This is a genomic window from Photorhabdus sp. P32 (assembly GCF_038085095.1).
Lineage (GTDB): Bacteria > Pseudomonadota > Gammaproteobacteria > Enterobacterales > Enterobacteriaceae > Photorhabdus > Photorhabdus luminescens.
The window spans coordinates 10,939-30,709 of the sequence record NZ_JAZGJN010000279.1; the positions used below are offsets into that span (position 1 = coordinate 10,939).

General features: G+C 48.0%; 4 protein-coding genes. All 4 read right to left on the reverse strand.

Features of this window, described 5'->3' with window-relative positions:
- Window positions 1–29: 29 nt before the first annotated feature.
- Genes V2H77_RS15970 through V2H77_RS15985 form a run of 4 tightly spaced genes read right to left on the reverse strand, consistent with a single transcriptional unit; the run spans window position 30 to window position 19,745 of the window.
- Entirely contained in the window at window positions 30–827 is a 798-nt protein-coding gene (locus tag V2H77_RS15970; protein ID WP_341499594.1) for a thioesterase II family protein, read from the reverse strand.
- The gene (locus tag V2H77_RS15975; protein ID WP_341499595.1) at window positions 827–1,924 is read right to left on the reverse strand and encodes a Gfo/Idh/MocA family oxidoreductase; all 1,098 of its coding nucleotides are present in this window, start codon (window positions 1,922–1,924) and stop codon (window positions 827–829) included. The genes V2H77_RS15970 and V2H77_RS15975 overlap by 1 nt, the downstream gene beginning before the upstream one ends.
- Window positions 1,921–13,626, reverse strand: a complete 11,706-nt coding sequence (locus tag V2H77_RS15980; RefSeq protein WP_341499596.1) for a non-ribosomal peptide synthetase/type I polyketide synthase — start codon at window positions 13,624–13,626, stop codon at window positions 1,921–1,923. Before V2H77_RS15980 ends, V2H77_RS15975 begins: the two co-directional genes overlap by 4 nt.
- Complete coding sequence (locus V2H77_RS15985; RefSeq protein ID WP_341499597.1) at window positions 13,626–19,745, reverse strand: amino acid adenylation domain-containing protein; 6,120 nt, start codon at window positions 19,743–19,745, stop codon at window positions 13,626–13,628. The genes V2H77_RS15980 and V2H77_RS15985 overlap by 1 nt, the downstream gene beginning before the upstream one ends.
- Window positions 19,746–19,771 lie beyond the last annotated feature (26 nt).

Below are 19,771 nucleotides of genomic sequence, written 5' to 3' on the forward strand. Positions count from 1 at the left end.
TGTTTTCCCTGGAATAGAAAAAGGTGCCATTATGCAAACTCCTGTACATATTGTATAAATTGTGTAATGTGACGAATAAAACTTTCAGGTTCTTGAGTAATATAAAAATGGTCGCCTACAACCTCCTTGTAGCGATATGAAAGATGTTGCTCTCCATCTACAAGCCATTGCTGCCATTGCTGAACTTCTATCGCGGAAGCCTCTTTGTCTTCACTGCCATAAAGTAGCAATGTTGGTGTTTGCAGTTTTACAGCGTCAGTCTGCATGACCCGGTAATAGCGTTCTGTAGCAAGAAAATCAGCCCGCAACATCGGTAAGAACAGCGCAAGCAAACCGGGATCTTCCCGCAAAATCGGGCTACAACCGCCGATATCAATCAATTGTTCGAGAAAATCATGATCAGGTAATCCGCTAAGTTTACGGCGAGATTGCAGATGAGGAGCATGACACCCCGAAAGTACTAACGCTTTGGGCGAACAACCTTGTTGCTCAAGGCGTTGACAAGTTTCAAAAGCGACTTGAGCGCCCATACTGTGACCGACAAGTATCAAGTTCTCTCTCTGTGCGGAGGTGAATGATGCCATCAGGTCAGAAAGTGATTGCGCCAATGGCGCAATACTGGTGATAGCGTTTTCATTCATGCGGCTGTCACGTCCGGGGTAAATCACCAATGAAGCCGCGATCTCTGAATTTTCCAGTGTGGACCAGCGCTGGAATGCACTGGTACTGCCCCCGGCAAAGGGGCAGATTAGCAGCGTGTATTTGGGTTTGCCGTGAGTCGTCAGACACGGACGAATCATCGGGTGTGTAGGGAGTACCCACGTCATTAACATTCTTCCTCAGTTAACATTAATTTTGCCGGTTCAATCCAAACAGGCGGCGGCAAGTCCTGAGTAATAGGCTCTCCCATAATGCGCAAAATTTGTTGCCATAAACCGGCTAACCGCAGTTGGTAATCGTAAGCAAAAGCAGACGGGCAAGGGGTACCGTTCAATACAGAACTCAAGGTATTGAGTAGAAATTCCACACCTTTAGCGCCATCACATTCAAATGCCGTCATCCAGTTTTTGGTTGCCGGACAAAGAATGTGTGATGTTGCCTGGTGCAAATAGTTACCATCCGGCTGACTGGCATTCAGGTAGAGGCTTTGCTCGTTATTCAGATGATCAGGAGCATGAAGGACGGGTGTCCAAATGACCGGCCCGTAACTGGCTTCCTGCGTAAGATAACCGGCAGGCCAAATCAGCGTCATTTTATGCATCACCAGGTTGTGCATATCGGGATCTCTCGGGTCCAGATAAGATTGCACGTTCAATGTTACTGTTGTTCCTGCGAAGCTAAGTTCAAAGCAATGAAATGCGCTGCTTCGCTGACCGACATAGACTATCTCCATCTGTTCTGGACAGTGGCATGCCTGTAACAACAGATCGAGCGCGGAGAACAGCAATTGGCGACTGGTTGTCAGATAACCGCTCACCGGACGCTGCTGTGATAAGTGACTAATTTGTCGCGCAGCGTGTAACCAACTTCTTCCAGCCTGACATTGGCTATAAAAGCTATTTACCCAAAACACCGCATTATGTTTGTTGGCGGTTAATTGATGTCTTTTGATGGCTTCGGCGTCAAGGGGGTGTTCCTGAATGACAGAAATTCCACGCGCCAAAAGCGCCTGAGTGAGCTGATCGCCTTTGCCGCCAATAACCTCCGCCCGTATTACCACACAGGCAATATCAATATCGTCTGGTAGCTCATCCAATGAGCGGAATAGCGGCACATTGAAATCACGCGCAAGTTGCTGCGAGCGAGCACTCCCCTGTGCCAAAATGCCAGCCAGTTCCAGACCAGACTGAGGCTGTAGGAACGCATTAAGATATAATTCGCCAAATTTCGAACCGACAATCAGAACCCGCCGTGGCTTTATCATATGTTCTCCTTAACAAGATTAGTGGTTGGTACCGAATTCAAGATATCCTTCATACAGGTAACCAGTGAGCCAACATGTTCATGTTGGAACAAGGTGTAATGATCGCCCGTAAGTTGTGTCACATGGACTGGCCCAAAAGCCTGCCAGCCAAGATCGATTGAGGCGACGGTGGTTGGATCGAGATAATCCATAAAATCAGGTAATGCCTGTGCTGCCCGAACAAGCCAGAAAGGCTGAGAAGTCTGCGGTGGACAGTAGTCAAGCAACGCATTCAGATTATGGCGCCACACGTCATAAAGCGCGGTCAGCGAGCTATCAATCTGGGCAGATTGTGGCAAGGCATCGTGCAGTGTATTAAGGAACGTCTCCGTATCGGCAGCGATAACATGATTATCCAGCGTCAGACCGGGGAATTGTCCCTGCAAATCGAGTAGGAAATGACGATGACAAAATGTTTCATTCAGCGTCAAATCGGTGCGCACATTTGGCGCAAAGCTGTCAATTAAGATACATTGAGAAACACGTTCACCCATCGCTCGTAATTGATGAGCCATTTCATAGGCCACCAATCCACCGAAAGACCAACCTGCCAGAGCATAAGGTCCTTGCGGCTGGAAGGCGCGGATTTGACGGATATAGTCAGCCGCCAACGCCGCCACGGAAGGGATATCGGTATTTAAATTATCTGGCGAAAACGCCAGTCCAATCATGCGTTGGTCGCCGAAATTAGCCGCCAAATGGCGATAACCCAACAGATGCCCGCCAATAGGATGGACGATAAACAAGGCTGGTTGCTCAACGCTTCCCTCATTCAATATCACCCCTTGGCAAGGGCTTTCCGGCTGATGTTCAATAAAGTCAGCCAAAGAGTGTACGGTATCGTAAGTTTGTAGCAAGCTGAGTGGGTATTGACGGTTAAACGTCTGATTAATTTTCACCATTAACCGCACTGCCGCCAGAGAATCGCCACCTAGCGTAAAGAAACTCTCATGCACACTGATAGATTGTCGTGCCAATACCGATTGCCAAAGGTCCAACACAGCTTGTTCTGTCACACTAAGAGCAACGGATGATACTGGATTAACTTCCTGTACTTCGTCAACTAAGGTAGCTAATGCGCGTCTGTCAATTTTACCGTTGTCGGATACAGGAAGCACATCAAGAACGATAAATCGCTGCGGACACATCCAAACAGGCAAAGTCTGTTGCAACCAATGAGGCAGAACCGGTAAAAGTTCTGTAGATAACGGTGCTTCATCAGATAAACGCACACCCGCGACAAGTTGCAATGCGCCGGTTGACGTAGTATGCGCAAACGCTAACGCTTGCTGTATAGCCGGGTGCTCGCATAAGCGATGTTCGATCTCGCCTAGCTCAATCCGGTAACCACGAACTTTAATCTGGTGATCATTGCGCCCTAAAAACTCAATATTACCGTCTGGCCGCCAGCGCCCTAAATCACCGGTACGGTACAACCGTTCACCCGTTTGAGGATGAGTAATAAAGGCTTGGGCGGTTTTTTCTGAATCAGCCCAGTAACCTAGAGCTAACCCTTGCCCGCCAATATAAAGCTCCCCCGTTACCCAGACCGGGCAGGGTGAAAGCGTTGCATTGAGCACATAGAAAGTCTGATTAGCCAGTGGCTTTCCATATGGAATGCTGCGCCAGTTTGGATCAACCTGAACGATAGGATAGGCAATCGACCAAATTGATGCTTCGGTCGCACCGCCCAAACTAAGAAGATTCAGCGCAGGGTGAAGGGCAGACAATCTTTCCGGCAAGCTGATCGGTATCCAATCACCGCTCATTAGTACCCAACGCAAGCTATCCAAGGAATGTGGGTAATCTCTGGCGTATTCCTCAAGCAGTTGAACAAATGCCGGAACGGAGTTCCAAACTGTGACCGATTCTTGCTGTAACCACGTCAGTAATTTGTCGGGTTGTCGGCTGTCACCGGGAGAAGGAATAACCAGTTTTGCCCCACAACTTAAAGTACCGAACAGGTCATAAACTGAAAGATCGAATGTCAATTCTGAGATTGCCAGTACGCTATCGTGTTCATTGAGGGCAATACGCCGGTTAATATCAAGGATGGTATTAACTGCTCCCCGATGATCTATCATCACGCCTTTCGGTTTGCCAGTAGAACCTGATGTGAAGATTACATAAGCCAAATCCTCAGGACAAACAGACAAGCGCTGTTCACCGGTATTTTCCGGCAAGCGGTTAAGTAACATTTCATCCAGAGAGATAATCTGTACACCATCAGGCCAACTCATCTGTTGAGCAAACTTAGGTTGAGTTAATACAGTATCAACTTCTCCTGATGCCAATAGCTGATGGATGCGCTGTTGCGGATAGCTGGCATCAATAGGCAGATAAGCCCGTCCCGCCAATAAAATCGCTACAACCGCGACAATCTGTTGCCAACCTTTTTCCATCACCACGCCAATCAGAGACGAATGCCGATTTTCTTGCGCTTGTAGATGGGTGGCCAGCGCCAGACTTTGTGACCACAAAGTGCGGTAATCGATTTGACGATCAGCATCAACTACAGCAGTACGTTGTGGATAACGGTTTACCGCCTGTTCAATCAACGAACAGAGCGTATGCGGCGGAAAAACATTCTTTGTCGCATTACTGTTTTGGCACAAAATCCGATCATTTACCGGGAGCCACTCTGGCAGTGGAGCGTTCCATTGGTAATCGGGTTCAAGCAGGGCAGCGACGCTAGCCTGATAATGAGCAAACATGTTTTCTGCAACTTGTGGCTGGAACAGTTGCGGCAAAATTGCCCATTGAATGATAACGCCGCCATCTGAGCTGGAAATCAGCATACAGTCGAGATAAACATGCGGTGTTTGCGCGCCAAAAAGATTTAGCGTTCCTAACCCTGATGGCCCTTGACCCGCCGTGCCGGTTGTATCGTTGAACACGATCGGCATACCGGCATTCAGATTGTGGCGGTGCTGATTTTTCTCTCTGAGCACCAACTGGCCGTCAAATAGCGCATGTTGCAGATCAGCTAACCACTGTTTCTGTACCCGACTTACCGCGTCGCTGAATCCAGTGTTATTGCGCAAATCCACTTCCAATAATGACGTGGTGGACAGATTTCCGACCAATGTATCGCAATGTTGCGGCATTAATAGTCGGTTGCCATGCAGGACATTGATGGTGAAATGCTCGCTGTTGCTCCACACCGCCAGAATATGAGTGAATAACGTCAGCATAACTTGTGATGATGACACTCGATGTTCTGCCGCACGCTGTTGCAAACGTTGCCATTGCTGTGGGCTGATATAGCCTGCCAGACATTGTTGATTAAGCTGTTGTGACTGATGATCTTTTAATGGTAATTCAGGAGCATCAGGCAGATAAGGTAAGCGCTTAAGCCAGTATTGCCGGCTTTGTCGCCAAGCTTCCCCTGCTTTCTCATCTTCCAGTGCTTGAATATAGTCACTAATAGTCGCTGCTGGTGGTTCTGGCTGCCAGTTAGGTTCCTGATATCCACGTTGCAAATCGCCTAGGATTAACGTCAAGCTTTTGCCATCAGCAACCAGTAGGTCGATAGTCAAATGCAATAAATGCGTCCGGTCATCAGTATGATATAGCGTCAAATCAAACAGCGGCCAGTTATCGCTAGGAACACCTTTAGTGCGCAGGGTATCGCGGGCATCAGCGAGTTTTGTTTCGCGTTGAGCAGACATCATGTTGCGACAGTCGATTACCGTCGGGGTATAGCAGGGAACTTCCGGCAAAATATGATATTGTCCCTCCTTCACATAGCCACGTAATTGCGCATGATGGTTGATCACACGGTTCCAGGCAGTAGTGAAACGTGGTAGATCAAGATCATTGATAGCCAGTTCAGCGTAGAAATGCGCAATACCGTTACCAAACTGAAACAGTTGGCTTTCGCCTAACCAATAAGCATATTGCAATGCAGTAAGTGGAAGCGTCTGCTCCGATGCTGGCTTAATCTCAAGTGGAATAGCCTGTGTCGCAGGTGCTGTTTCAACTACTCGCAAGGTACGACAAAACTCACTCAACTTAGGATGCTCAAACAGTTGTTGCAGATTTGCCTGTTTGTAACCTTGACGACGCAATTGCACCACCATCCGGGTAGCAATTAAGCTGTCACCGCCACTCTGGAAAAAGTCACTGTGCCGCTGTATTGGTTGAGGAAGCAGTGAACACCAGAGCGCGATTACCTGCTGTTCTATATCATGGAGCTGGTCATCTGCTGTTTCAGATTGTACTGTTTCTGGAGTTGATGATTGTGCCACGCTCTCTTTAGCAGTCACGATCAACGGTAATTGCTCTTGCTGTTGAACATGCAATGAGTAAGGCAAAGTAGAAAATTGCGCCGCTATTTCACTGATATCAAGCCGCGCTTGCCGTTCAGCCCGCGCCAGAATCAGTTGTTGATGCAGTTCTGGGCCATCTTGCCCCGGCCATTCCAATGAAACCTGATAGCCAGATTTCTCCAGACATTGACGCCAATCAGCAAGCGCCATCAATGCGCTATCACCGCGATCATCACTCCAGGCATTAATGCCTTCAATAAAGCCGACACTGGCGAGTTGCATCGCGCTTTCGGATTTCGTTGATTCAATAATCAGCAACCATCCACCCGCTTTCAGTAACCGTGACAGGCGCTGTAGGGTGTTTCGCAGATGAGTTGCATCATGTAACACGTTAACTGCCATAATCAGGTCATAACCGGATTCAGGATGCTGGCTAAAATCAATATGCTGATTAATATCGAACAACTCAAATTTTACGGTTTCGCCATAGTGATTAAGCAACTGGCGTGCATCATCCAGAAATAGCGGCGAAACATCAGTAAAATGATAGTGTTCAATCGATTGTGCATTGTGCTCCAGTACCTTCGCTGAGGTTGCGCCGGTACCTGCACCAACTTCTAGGACAGTAAAATCGTTAGATACCTGACTCAACTGCCGGACAATTTCAGCAGCAGTTTGGTTCAGGCATCGTAGAGCTGGATTCTCACTATAGAGGCTGGCAGTAGTCTGTTTATCGGCAAACAACAGTTCCAACGCATTACCTCGCCCGGCAAGCAAGGCGTCATGTTGCTCGATACATGCCGCTACATAGCGGCTAATTGTTTGACACCACACTGCGTCATCCAGTTTTGCCGTAGGGGCAGGAACATGATTAAGTGGTTGCAAACAACGGTATCCATCAGCGATTTTCTCAATAAATCCCTGGTTGTTTAATAACGTCAACCATTGGGTAAGAAGACGCTGATACTGTGGCGCAAGTTGTAAACGTTGTTCAATCTCCTCACGGGAGTGACATTGCTGAGGATAAGTGAACAGGTTATGGCGCAGTAATGTCTGGCTCAGACCAAATAACGCTTGCTGTTCAATGTGTTGCCAAGAACGCTCAAACGCCTGTTGTTCTGCCAACTCAGGCAGCGGTAACACATCGGTGTTTATTGCCAATGGTTCTGGTAGCGATAATGGCAAATTGTTTTCTGCCACCAGCCATAAATTATAACCTTGCGTGTCGTCCTGACGTGGCTGAATCTCTGCCAGCCGGATTTCAGGCTTGGAACGCAAATATTGTTCAGCCTGACGCAATTCAGGCTGTTGCGGCCAGAAATCATAACGTGCATGACCAGAAGGTGGTGTATGAAGATCATAATGTTCTATGCGTTCAGGCTGGCGGCAAATTTGCACTAACAGCGCGTTATAAGCGGCAAATAGTGCCTCAATAACCCCCGGCGCCAATACATCATCCATGCAGTACCAGTTAAACAGTAAATCACCATCCACTTCCATGACCTGATGATCCAGCCAGACTTGCGGGGTTTGACTCAGAACAAAGACCGGATCGCCCAGTAACTGGGTGATGGATTGTTTGATGGCGACGCCTTCTTGCGCCATTCCTAACATACTGGTGAAAACCACCGGCGTCAGCGGTTGTCTGCTTTGCGCTTCACCATTTTGTTGGCGGCCAAGTTCTCGCAACACCTCAACGCCATTGACATAGTTATGGCTCAGTCGTTGCCATAGCAAAGCTTGTGTTTTCTCCATGCTGGTACGCAGGGAAGTTGTCTTACGTAAGTCAAAATCCATCAACATGACAGAGGTAAAATCACCAATCAGATCTTGAACCTCTGGATGGAAAGGCTGACGGTTAAAGAATGTCAGGTTGAGGGTAAACAACGGATGGCGGCTGTACCATTCCAGAGTATGAGCAAATAGCGTCAACAGACCGGCGGAAGGCGTCACACCCCATTGTTGCCAGCATCGTTTAAGCATTTGCCAATCAGATTGTGCTAATCGACCTTCATAAGTCGTGAATTGTGGCTGACTACGCTGAGGCAGTTGTAGGTTCAACGGCAATCTTGGTGCCGGAGGCAACGAAGGCAATTGTTCCTGCCAGTATGCCCATGATGCCCACCACTCTTTACTTGCCCGTTGAGCTTGTTCCGCCATCACATAATCACGGAAAGTAAACACCTGTGGAGCCAGTGGTTGCTGATGATAAGCGCGTTGCAAATCGTCCATCATGATTCGGAAACTCTGGACGTCAAACTGCAACAGATCCAAATTCATATGTAAGCGACAACGTGTATTCGGTAACAGAGAAACAGAAACTTCAAATAACGGCCACTGTTCTGCTGGCGGGACTTGGTAGGAAAGCGTATGACGACGCTGAACCAGTGCCTGTTGGCAAGCCGTTTCATCCAGCATACGCAAATCATCTTGTGATAAAGCATACCAAGGGGTTTCAGGCAGAATTCTTTGTTGTCCGTCTTCATCCACTACCATGCGCAACATGCCATGACGCTGAATTAAAGCATTCCATGCTTTCTCAAAACGCGAAATGTCAAAGCTATCCAGCGCCAGATCCCATTCAAATAAGACGTGACAAGCCACACCGCCAAAATCAATGGCTTGAGTACGACCAATCCAGTAAGCATGCTGAATAGGCGTCAGAGGGAATGGCGCATGATGTTGGGCGCTGTCAATAACAATCTCAGGCTGAGAGGATGTTACTGGCTGTTCAGGTAATGCATCTCCGATGAGCCTATTAAGCCCTTCCAAAGTCATATTCTGATAAGCCAATTCAGCCGTTAATCTGAAACCAAATTGCTGGTGGATCACCGCATTTAGCTCCAGAAACAGTAGGGAATCCAAGCCGAATTGGAGTAAGTCCTGTTTTGGCTCCAAACGTGCAGGCTGTTCTAGCCGTAATAATGCGGCGACGCGTTGACGCAACCAATGGAGTCTTTCTTCATTATCCTGATACCGCATGTTATCGACAGAGTGCGAAGGAGTAGGCGCTGTAATTGTTATGTCAGCCCGTAAACGGCGCAAAATATCGGGATGATGCTCATCTAACCGTATTGCCAGATAGCAGGGAGATGCGGTACGCAGAGATTGGTTAAAATGCCAGATACCTTCATTCACGCTGAATGGTAACATGCCATCTTGTGCTAATTTTTCCACTAATCGCTGGTCGCGGGCCATACCAATGCCACCCCAAACACCCCAGACCAGTGTTTTTACCATCAACAAATTTGATGCTGTCAGCGCCAAAGATTCTAAGTACGCATTAGCAACAGCATAAGCGCCTTGTCCTTGAGCACCTAACATGGATGCGGCAGAAGAATGAAGCAACAGATAATGTGCATTATGTTGCTTAAGAGCAGTTTGCAACACCGATGCACTCAGGGCTTTCACTGATAACATCTGTGACAGACGTTGCGGTTCAAGTTCTGCCAACCGGGTGTGATCCGCAATACCCGCCGCATGAATTGCCCCGGCAATACCATCCTCTTGCGCCAACGACTCTATTGCATTTAACAAGGCTGGCGTATCAGTAACATCAACGTTAATCCAGCGTATCTCACATTCAGTATTCAGTGATAACTCTTGTACAAAAGTCTCCCAATCTGCATGTTGACGACGGGCAAATACCGCAATCCTACGTGCGCCTTGGGCCAACAACCAACGGATGGAAATCTGACCGATTCCTCCCATACCACCGGTCACAATATGCCAACCCTGATGGGGAATCGACATTGGCTGTTGGGAAAGCAGTAAGGATTGCCGTTGTAAAACCGGTATCGAGACTTGATTTCCGCGTACTTTCAACCAATGGTTATGTTCATTCAAATATCCAAGCGCCAATGATAAAGAGTCAGCATCGTTGATATCAGCAATATCAATCGCTTGAATACGGCGGTGGGGATACTCTTCAACTGCGACACGCAGCAACGCCCAGACAGCGTATTGAGCTGGATTGATATTCTCTGGTGATAAGGTGGTTTCCGGTTGAGCGCAACAGGTGACAACGGTTAATGATGTTGTTTCATCGCGTTTTAATTCGGTAATAACCTGATTGCATAATTCAACTACATCATTGCCGGTAAGCAGTAATAAGGTGTTTCCGCTTGCTGGCTGTAAATGAATACCCGCCTGACGCCAGTGATTAGCTATTTCGTCATTCTCAGTTGAAGAGCGGAGTGTATATGCCGTTGAAGATCTTGGGTTATCTGCGGTGTTTATGGTACGCCAGTGTAGGGCATAATGAGTGTCAGGACACGGTTGTGGCGCAGGAAGCCACGAGTTGGTCATGACCTGTGTTGCCACAAACTGGCGCGGCAGATCCGAGCGATCGCTTAACAAGGAGAATAAACGCTCACCCGCATAGATCAAGGCCGGAAAAGCAGTGAGTAAACGTGACTCTAATAATCTGCGTTTGACATATGGCAAGGCGCGATCAGGACGATACATTTTATTTGCTGTTGGCCCAGAAACTTCCCGGTAATAACCTTGCTGGACGCAATAGGTTAATAATTGTTCCAACAAAGGGCGCCAACAAGGTTGCAGTCGGCCAGCCCGAATAGTGTCGATGGCACTGAAACCTTGTTCAGCATCACGCCCATGACATTGATATATCAATGCATCGGTATACAGTACCCGTAGTGTCGCAGCATCGGGATTTCGCTCAATGGCAGGATCGAGCAGAACATTCACATCAAGTTCAGCATTGATATTGGTTGTGGACTGCACAGATTTAGCAGCAGGGAAGCGGTAATGCTGCTCATCAAATGGATAGAGAGGAGCGTGGCATTTTTCCCCAGCAAATGGGAAAAGCTGCGACCAATCAAGATGCACACCAGCACAGTAAAGTTGCATCAGAGCCGTTTGCTGAGCTGTCTCTGGAGAGTTTTGACGCTGAACGCTAGCAATCCAGTTTTCCTGTGGCAGACTGACACGCCGCCCGATGCCGGTTAATTGTGCATCAGCCCCTATCTCCATAAATAATGCCACACCTTGCTGACGGGCAAATTCAATAGCCGGATAATAGCGTACAGTCTGACGCATATGGTTGCGCCAGTAATCTGGTGAAGCCAATTGTTCAGCCGTTGCAAGATTGGCTGTCAGGGTAGAAATCAGCGGAATTTCCCCCAATGCAGGTTGCAACTGGCTACAACGCAGAGAAAATGCCTCCAATATGCCATCAAGCATGGCTGAATGTGCTGCACAGGCAACATTAAGACGCTGGCAGCGAATCTGTTGTTGCTCCAGACGTTGGGTCAAAGCAGTAATTTCTGTCTCTGTACCAACCCAAACCCAATGTTGTGGGCCATTGCAAGCCGCCAGATCTAATGTCAGCGAATGAGTGAAGGGGATAATCTCTTCTTCGTTGGCAAAAACCGCCAGCATTGCTCCCCCTTGGGAGCAACTTTGCATCAACTTGCCTCGTACCGCCACTAACGGCATCACCTGTTCAGGTGTGAAAATCCCGGCGACAACCGCAGCGGCAAATTCGCCAACCGAGTGCCCCAATACATAATCAGGCTTTAATCCAAGCGCCCGCCAATGTGCCGACAGCGCAATTTGATGCGCCACAATTGCCGGTTGTGCGTATTCGGTGGTGGCTAATGCGGCATCATGCTCTCCGAACATCACGGCTTTTAATGGCAATGCCAACTCTGACGCACAGGCTGCACAGCAACGATCCAACATAGCGGAAAAAACAGGAGAGCTGGCATACATTGCTTTTCCCATGCCAGACCATTGACAACCTTGGCCGCTGAATTGCCAAAGTTGCTTACTTTCGCTATTGACTTGTCCACTGAAAACATTTTGTGTTGGATTCTTGTTGGCAAAAGCGGATAAATTTTCAGCGCCTTGTGGCGTTAGCATCAACGCTAAACGCCAGGGTAATGAAAGATCACGTCCCTGTAATGCGGTCCAGGCCAGATCTGCATGATGCTCTGGCGCATCATCAAGCGCAGTCGCATAACGTTGCGCCAATTGACGCAACGAGGATTCAGAAGCGGCGGAAAGCAACAACGGCGCAAGTTGTGCATTATCGCTACGGCGAGGTTGTAATTCTTGCGGCAATGATTGCACTACGACATGACAGTTGGTACCGCCAATCCCGAACGAAGAGACGCCCGCAGTACGTAATGCTTGTGTCCAGCGCTGCCCTTGTGTCGCCAGCCTGAATGGACTTTGTTCCAACCGTAACGCCGGGTTGGGTTGCTGGACATTAATCGTCGGAGGAATATAGCCATGCCAAACAGACAGAACCGCCTTAATCAAGCTAGCAATGCCGGCGGCCGTATCAAGATGGCCCATATTGCTTTTCACTGAACCAAGATAGCAAGGCGGTACTGCTACACTACGGTCAGAGAATATGCTGCGTAACGCGTCAACTTCTATCGGATCGCCAAGAGGCGTTCCTGTACCATGCGCCTCGATCATACCAACATCATCAATGCTGACATCGGCCAGTTGGAGTGCTTCGATAATAACGTTGCGCTGACCGTTAACCGACGGGGCAGTAAAGCCAACTTTCTCATTGCCATCATTATTAATGGCGCTGCCACGTAGCACAGCCATGATGGGATCGCCATCACGAAAAGCATCGCTCAAACGTTTCAGTGTGACAACACCGACGCCGTTGCCGCCGTAGGTGCCATTGGCCTGACTATCAAAGGGGCGGCAATGTCCATCAGGGGAGAAGATCATTCCCGGCTGATACGAGTAACCACTTTCTTGAGGGAAGGAAACCGCCACACCACCGGCCAACGCCATGTCACACTCACCGGCACGCAGGTTTTCACAAGCCATATGCACGGCAACCAGTGAACTTGAACATGCTGTTTGTACCGTCAGCGCCGGGCCTTTTAGGTTTAATTTATAAGCGGTACGTGTCGCAAGATAATCTTTATCGTTACTGATTAACGCTTGAAGCCCTTTAACTTTGCCGACATCGGTCATGGAAAATTGTGACCATGAAGGCCAAGTACTGACCCGGCTACTACCAAAAACGCCGGTTTTCAGGGGGACACGACGTGGCGCATAACCAGCATGTTCAAGCGCATGCCAGGCGGTCTGGAGAAAAAGACGCTGTTGAGGATCTAGCATTTCCGCTTCCTGACGTGAATAGCCAAACAGCGAAGCGTCAAATTGTTCAGCCTTCTCTAATATCGCTGCCCGATTGACAAAACTTTCACTCTCAATGACTTCAGGAGGAATACCTGCATCTAATAATGTTTGACGGGAGAGTGGCACAGTACACTCAACTCCGAGTTGCAGGTTATGCCAGAAAGCATCGCTATCTGGCGCCTGCGGAAAGCGACAGGCAAGGCCAATCACTGCGATAGGATCGCAATTATCGTAGTGAGGCGTTAAATCAGTCATTATGCAGCTCCTTTATGACGTTTTTCCCGTTGTTGCAGACGCTTCTGTTGTTGACGCTGACGAGGAGTAATCGACTGGCGATTTCCATCGTGGGAATCCTTCCGGCAGCGCAAACTGAGCGTCTCTGGTGTTGGATAAGCAAATAAATCAGTCACGGCAAGATGATAAAAATCCGCATGTTGTAATTTGCTATGCAATTGAATTAGCTGTAGCGAGCTGGCTCCTGCCTCAAAAAAGTTTTGCTGTGCGTTAATAGGACGATTTGTTATAGACAAGAACAGGCGTTGAATTTCGCTGCATATTTGAGGATCGAATTCCTCCGAACGCAGTGATGGCGCAATGACAACAGCAGTATTTTCAACCATCACACCTTGCTGGCGCGGCATCAGTTGTTCCAGCGCGGAATGCCAGCTTTTTGGCTGTGCTGCAAGGGTACGCAACAGCGTCATGTAACTATTAAACATGTTTTGCAACTGACGCGGTTCAAACAATTCTTCGACAGCATCCCAATTCAGGCAAAGTTCATTATCAGATTCATAAACCTGGTGATCCAACCAGATTTGTGGCGTTTGGGAAATACCCCAAACGGGTTTCATCCACGATGAATGAGAAAGGAATTGCCCTTGGTGTGTTCCCAAGGCACTGGTGAAAACGACCGGCATAATGGCCGCATCGGGGCCACGGTTCTGTGCCAGTTCACGCATCACTTTGATTGCTGAAATATGACGGTGATCTAAATCCTGCCATAGCTGTTGTTGCAATCTACGGGCACTTGATAACCAATTTTTCTCCGGGCGCCAAGCCAGTAATGACAGAGAAGTGAAATCACCCAGAATGTGATTAATATCTTCATGCCAGTGTGGACGATCGAACAGGGTAAGGTTGAGCGTTAACTCCGGTTTAGCACTGAACGCAGAAAGAACCGCTGCATAAGCTGCAATTAATAGCGCGGAAGGCGTTATCTGATAGGGAGCGGCATGTTGTTTTAACTGACTCCATTCATGTGCAGACAACCGATCGCTATAGCGCACAAAACGTGGGGATTGAATACTTTCCGGGGCAATACGCAGTGGCAATTGTGGCGCCAGTGGTAATGTTTTCACTTGCTCCTGCCAATATTGCAGCGAACTCTGATGCGCTGGCGCTTGTTGTTGACGCAGTACACAATCCCGGAATGTCACTTTCAATGGCGGCAATGCATGCTGCTCGTCAAGATAGAGCTGTTCTAATTCGGCCAGCAATATCTGCATGCTCAACCCGTCTAATAACAGATTGTCCAGACTGACAAATAACCGGGAAATAATCCCATCGTCTTGCGCAAGCTGGAAATCGAACACCGGCCAGTTACTGGCATCTAATACCTGATGTGAAAGCTGTTCACGTAATGTATCCGCCTGCGTAACGTCAGTGAATTGATGTTGTTTGACGGAGAACTGCGGGACATTTTTTAATGTTTGTTGCTGTCCATTGACAACCACGGTTCTCAGCATTGGATGACGCTGGATCAGACGATTTAACACCCGATTTAAACGTTGAATATCTAACCGCTCTATCTGGTATTCAATAAAGAAATGCGCCCCAACACCACTTAAAGCAAAACCCGGATGACGTCCGACCAAATAAGCTTGCTGAACTTCGGTGAGTGGGAAAGGCTGGTATTCACTTTGCTCTTTCGGCAAAGCACACTCTGCTGATGAGGTTTCAGCCAGAGGAACCAGTGTAGCCGCAAATGCTGCCAATTGTGGGTTACGGAAAAGATGGCCCAGCTCACCTTTAAAGCCTTGTTGTGTCAGTTCACCAACCAAACGTGTAGCCAGAAGACTGTCTCCGCCAAGTTGGAAAAAGTCACTGTCACAGCCCAGTTGTTCTGTATTGAGCAAGCGTTGCCAAATGCCGGCAACGGTTTGTTCCACCGCATTCAACAAGGCCATTTCATTCTGGCGCGGTGCTGTCTCTGTTTTTGTCACTGACTGTAGTGTTTGCGATAGCGCCTTACGATCAATTTTGCCGTTAGGTGTCAGTGGCAGGCGAGGAATGATATGCAAGCGCTGTGGGATCATATATCCCGGCAGATGTTGTGCCAGCACCGATTTAATTTTTTCCCGATCAGGAATAGTGACAACGTCACTTGATTGCATCAATAACACACTAAGATTACCGATGGTCATTGGCGTTTCGGCCTGTAGTGACGATACTTGTAATGACGATAACCACTGTGACGCAGAGCGTAATTGAATACCTTGAGGTGAAAGCAATTCAGTCGTAATTAGGGAGAGAGACGATGCCTGTTGCAACTCCATTGCCAATATCAACGCGCCAGGTTGAGCAAGCGGTATCAATTCCTTGATACAACGTGCGGGATCTGCTTCCCGGTGTAATACGTTATTCAGCAAAACAATATCAGCCTGATGTTGCAGTGGCTCAGGAACTTGTTCAGGCCAACGTTGTTCAGACCAATGTTGTACTGATGCATGAGCATAACCGCTTAACCGTGTTTGCGCCTGATTGACCAGTGTCTGAGAACGTTCAAAGCCAAGATAACAGAGATGTTGATCAGTAATATGCTCTGCCAACCATTGTGCACAGCGACCGCTACGAGCATCAAACTCCATCAAAGTCACAGGGCGTTGTAATCGCTGAGAAAGAGCAGTGATGACCTGTTGCAATCCTGCCAACCATTGCTGGGTTTCCGGCAACACAAACAATTGTTGCTCCGGCGCGAATTGCGGATCGTCAAGTAATGCGATTGCCGGCTGTTGACCAGTAAGAACATCACGTAGCACAGTATGCCAGCGTTCAGGGACGCATATCGCCTCATTGTTGGATGCAGCAGGTAACCATCCGGCCTGATATACATGCTGTGCAGATTCAGTCAGTGCTTTGGATTGGCAAAGATATGCCAACATACGGCCAAACCAATCATGATATTCTGGTTGGGGCTGGTAGCGCTTCAAGCAATCTGTCAGCGATTGTGGTGAAGTAAAGGTAATACCGTGACGAGATAGATGTTCCAGCAGGAACATTGTAACTTGAGGTTCATTGCTATTCGCGGTTATTTCATACACTGCGGGGAACAGATCACGATAGCTAACGGGCAACTGCGGCGCACGATTTACTCGTTGGCATAAAGAATCACCTTCCAATTCAAGGAACGCCACCAGCGACTTCTCTTTTTCACCACTGGTTAATGCAACCCCCTTACTAATTCCAATTATTTGATTAAGGGCCGCATCAATTTCTCCCAACTCAATTCGATAACCACCAATTTTTACCTGGCTATCACGACGCCCCAAAAATTCAAGCCAGCCTTCAGGATGGTAACAACCCAAATCACCGGTGCGGTACCAGCGTTCCCCTTGATCGACAACAAATTGCGCGGAAGTGCGTTCTTCATCATTAAAGTAACCTAATGCAACACCGGCACCACCAATCCAAAGCTCACCGACAACCCAGTCAGGGCAATCACGACCATCTTCACCTACAACGCGGTAACGTTGGTTAGCTAAAGGATAACCATACGGAATAGAACGCCACTGTGTTTCAACCTCTTTGACAATATATTCGTTTGACCAAATAGCCGCTTCTGTTGCGCCCCCCATTGCACTCAAAACACCATCAGGGTTGAAGGCACGGTAACGTTCAGGCAATGATAAACCAATCCAGTCCCCGGACAACATCACAGTACGAAGCGCTTTCGGCGCATCCACCTCCATCCCTTCACAATAGGTCAGTAGCATATCGAACAGGGCAGGCACACTATTCCACAACGTCACCTGATGACGTTCGATCAACATTTCCCAAGTTGATGGGTCACGACGTTGCGCTTCATTAATTAATACCAGCGCACCTCCCGCCGTGAGGATACCGAAAATGTCATAAACGGAGAGGTCGAAATGCAGGGCAGAGAGTGCCAATAACCGGTCGCTACTTTGGACTTGATGACGGCGATTAATATCCAAACAGGTATTGAGTGCGCTTTGATGGCTGATCACCACGCCTTTTGGCATACCGGTTGAACCAGAGGTATAGATGATATAAGCCGGATCAGTAACCGCACGTTTAGCCATGTTTGCCAAAGGCTGCCATTGCTCACCCTGATGCCAGGAAACACAATGTACATCTTGTGACCAGTCATCATATTGTTGTTCTGGATCAATGATAACGATACAAATTCCAGCACTTTCGCAGATAGCACGACGTCGGTTTACTGGCTGATCAACCGGGACCGGTACATAAACGCCGCCAACATAAAGTATCGCTAATACTGCAACAATTTGTCCGATGCCTTTTTCCATGCTGATGGCAACCCGATCTCCCGGTATAACAGACATTTTTTGCAACACGGTTGCCAACCGGCGGGCTGCCAAACTTAATTCACCATAACTAATTTCCTTATTATTAGTCACCAAAGCAACAATATTTGGTGTACGTTCTGCCTGTAAAAACACACCTTCATGCAGTAAGGCATCCGGCAAAGGTTCAGTTGTATCATTGATCTGATACCGAAGCTGGTATTGTGATTCAGGCATCAGATCCGGTAATTCTTTACTCCACTGGGTAGCGTCTTCCGTTAGGTTTTCAATGAACCCCTGATAAGCGGTAAATAAAGTATCGATTAACCCATCGGGGAAGAGCTCGTCGTTACTATCCCACTGAATATTCAGCATGTTTTCATGTTCAAACGCAACAAAATCCAGCCAGACCTGAGGGGTTTGCGATATTCCCCAACTTGGTTTTCCCAGAACATCATGGGTATTTTCACCATATAAAGGCCGGCCTAAATTGCTGGTAAACACAATTGGCGCACCATGTGGATGATTGCCGCGTTTTTTAAGTTCACGTAAAACTTCTACACCAGACCAGTGGCGGTGTTCGTAAGCTTCGGCGAATGTTGACTGGGCATCTTGAGCCAGTTGGCAGAACGGCAAATTATCAGCGGGAATATCTAACAGCAGAATATTGGTAAAGTCGGCCAGCAGACTATCAACGGCGGTGTGCAACGGCGCTCTATCAAACAACGTCAGGTTAAACAACAAGCGGGTTGCATGATTCCAGCGACATAATAAACCGGCAAATGCAGTCGCTAATGCCATTGTTGGCGTCACACCATTTTGTTGAGCAATTTGTTTAAAACGTTGCCAATGTTCAGGCGCTAAACGAAAACATCTGCGCTGGATGCGGACGTTTTTTATTAGAGAAGGTTCCTTAGCCAGCGGAAGTTGCGGAGCAGGGGGAAGGGTATCCAATCGGTTACGCCAAAATATTTCTGCTTCTTGTCGAGCCTGCGCAAATTGCGCCTGATATTGCGCCAAATAGCGGCAAAAATCGTAGTCAGAAGGGATATCCGGCAAATTGCGTTTAGCAATTAATGCCGCCAGTTCAGTAAAGAACAGGCTAAAACTGGCGGCATCCATGATCAGCAAATCAATATTAGCGTGCAACCGGTGCTGATTCTCACCAAACAGACTTAGCTGAATATCGAACGTTTCCCCTTGTTCAACCTGTAATACCCGATGGCTTAGTTGTTCACGTATATTATTCAGCGCTTGTTGCTGTTCGTCTTCTGTCAAACTGCGCAGGTTATGAACCGCTAATTTTTTCCAATAAGCGTCGGCCATCCCTTGCTGACGACCATCCGGCAAAAACCGTACTCGTAACATCGGATGTCTTTGAATCAACCGATGAATTGCCGCTTCCAGTTGTTCAGGTTCCAACCCGATACCGTCAAATTCTTGATATAAATGGCAACCCACGCCGCCTAACGTCTGTTCCGGCGAACGTCCAACAAAATAAGCATGTTGTACCGCGGTCAACGGGAACGGACGAGCATCTGCAATCAGCGGCTGCAAAGTCGCATCGGGTTTAGGCGCCATCTGAGTGACAGGCTTATGACGTTGCAGAAGCTGGCTCCAGGCATGCAGCGTGGGTTTTTGATACAGTTCACGAAGGGTGACGCGATATCCCTGACGTCTCAACTGGTTTAGCAATGCCATCATTTGCATTGAGTCCAGCCCTTTGCGAATTAAATCGTCGTTATCATCCACCAGTGTATTTTTCTGATTAAGAAGGCCAGATATGATCTGGCGCAGTGAATCTGGAGAGACAAGATCCGTATGCATGAAGATATCCTATAAATAATGACGGT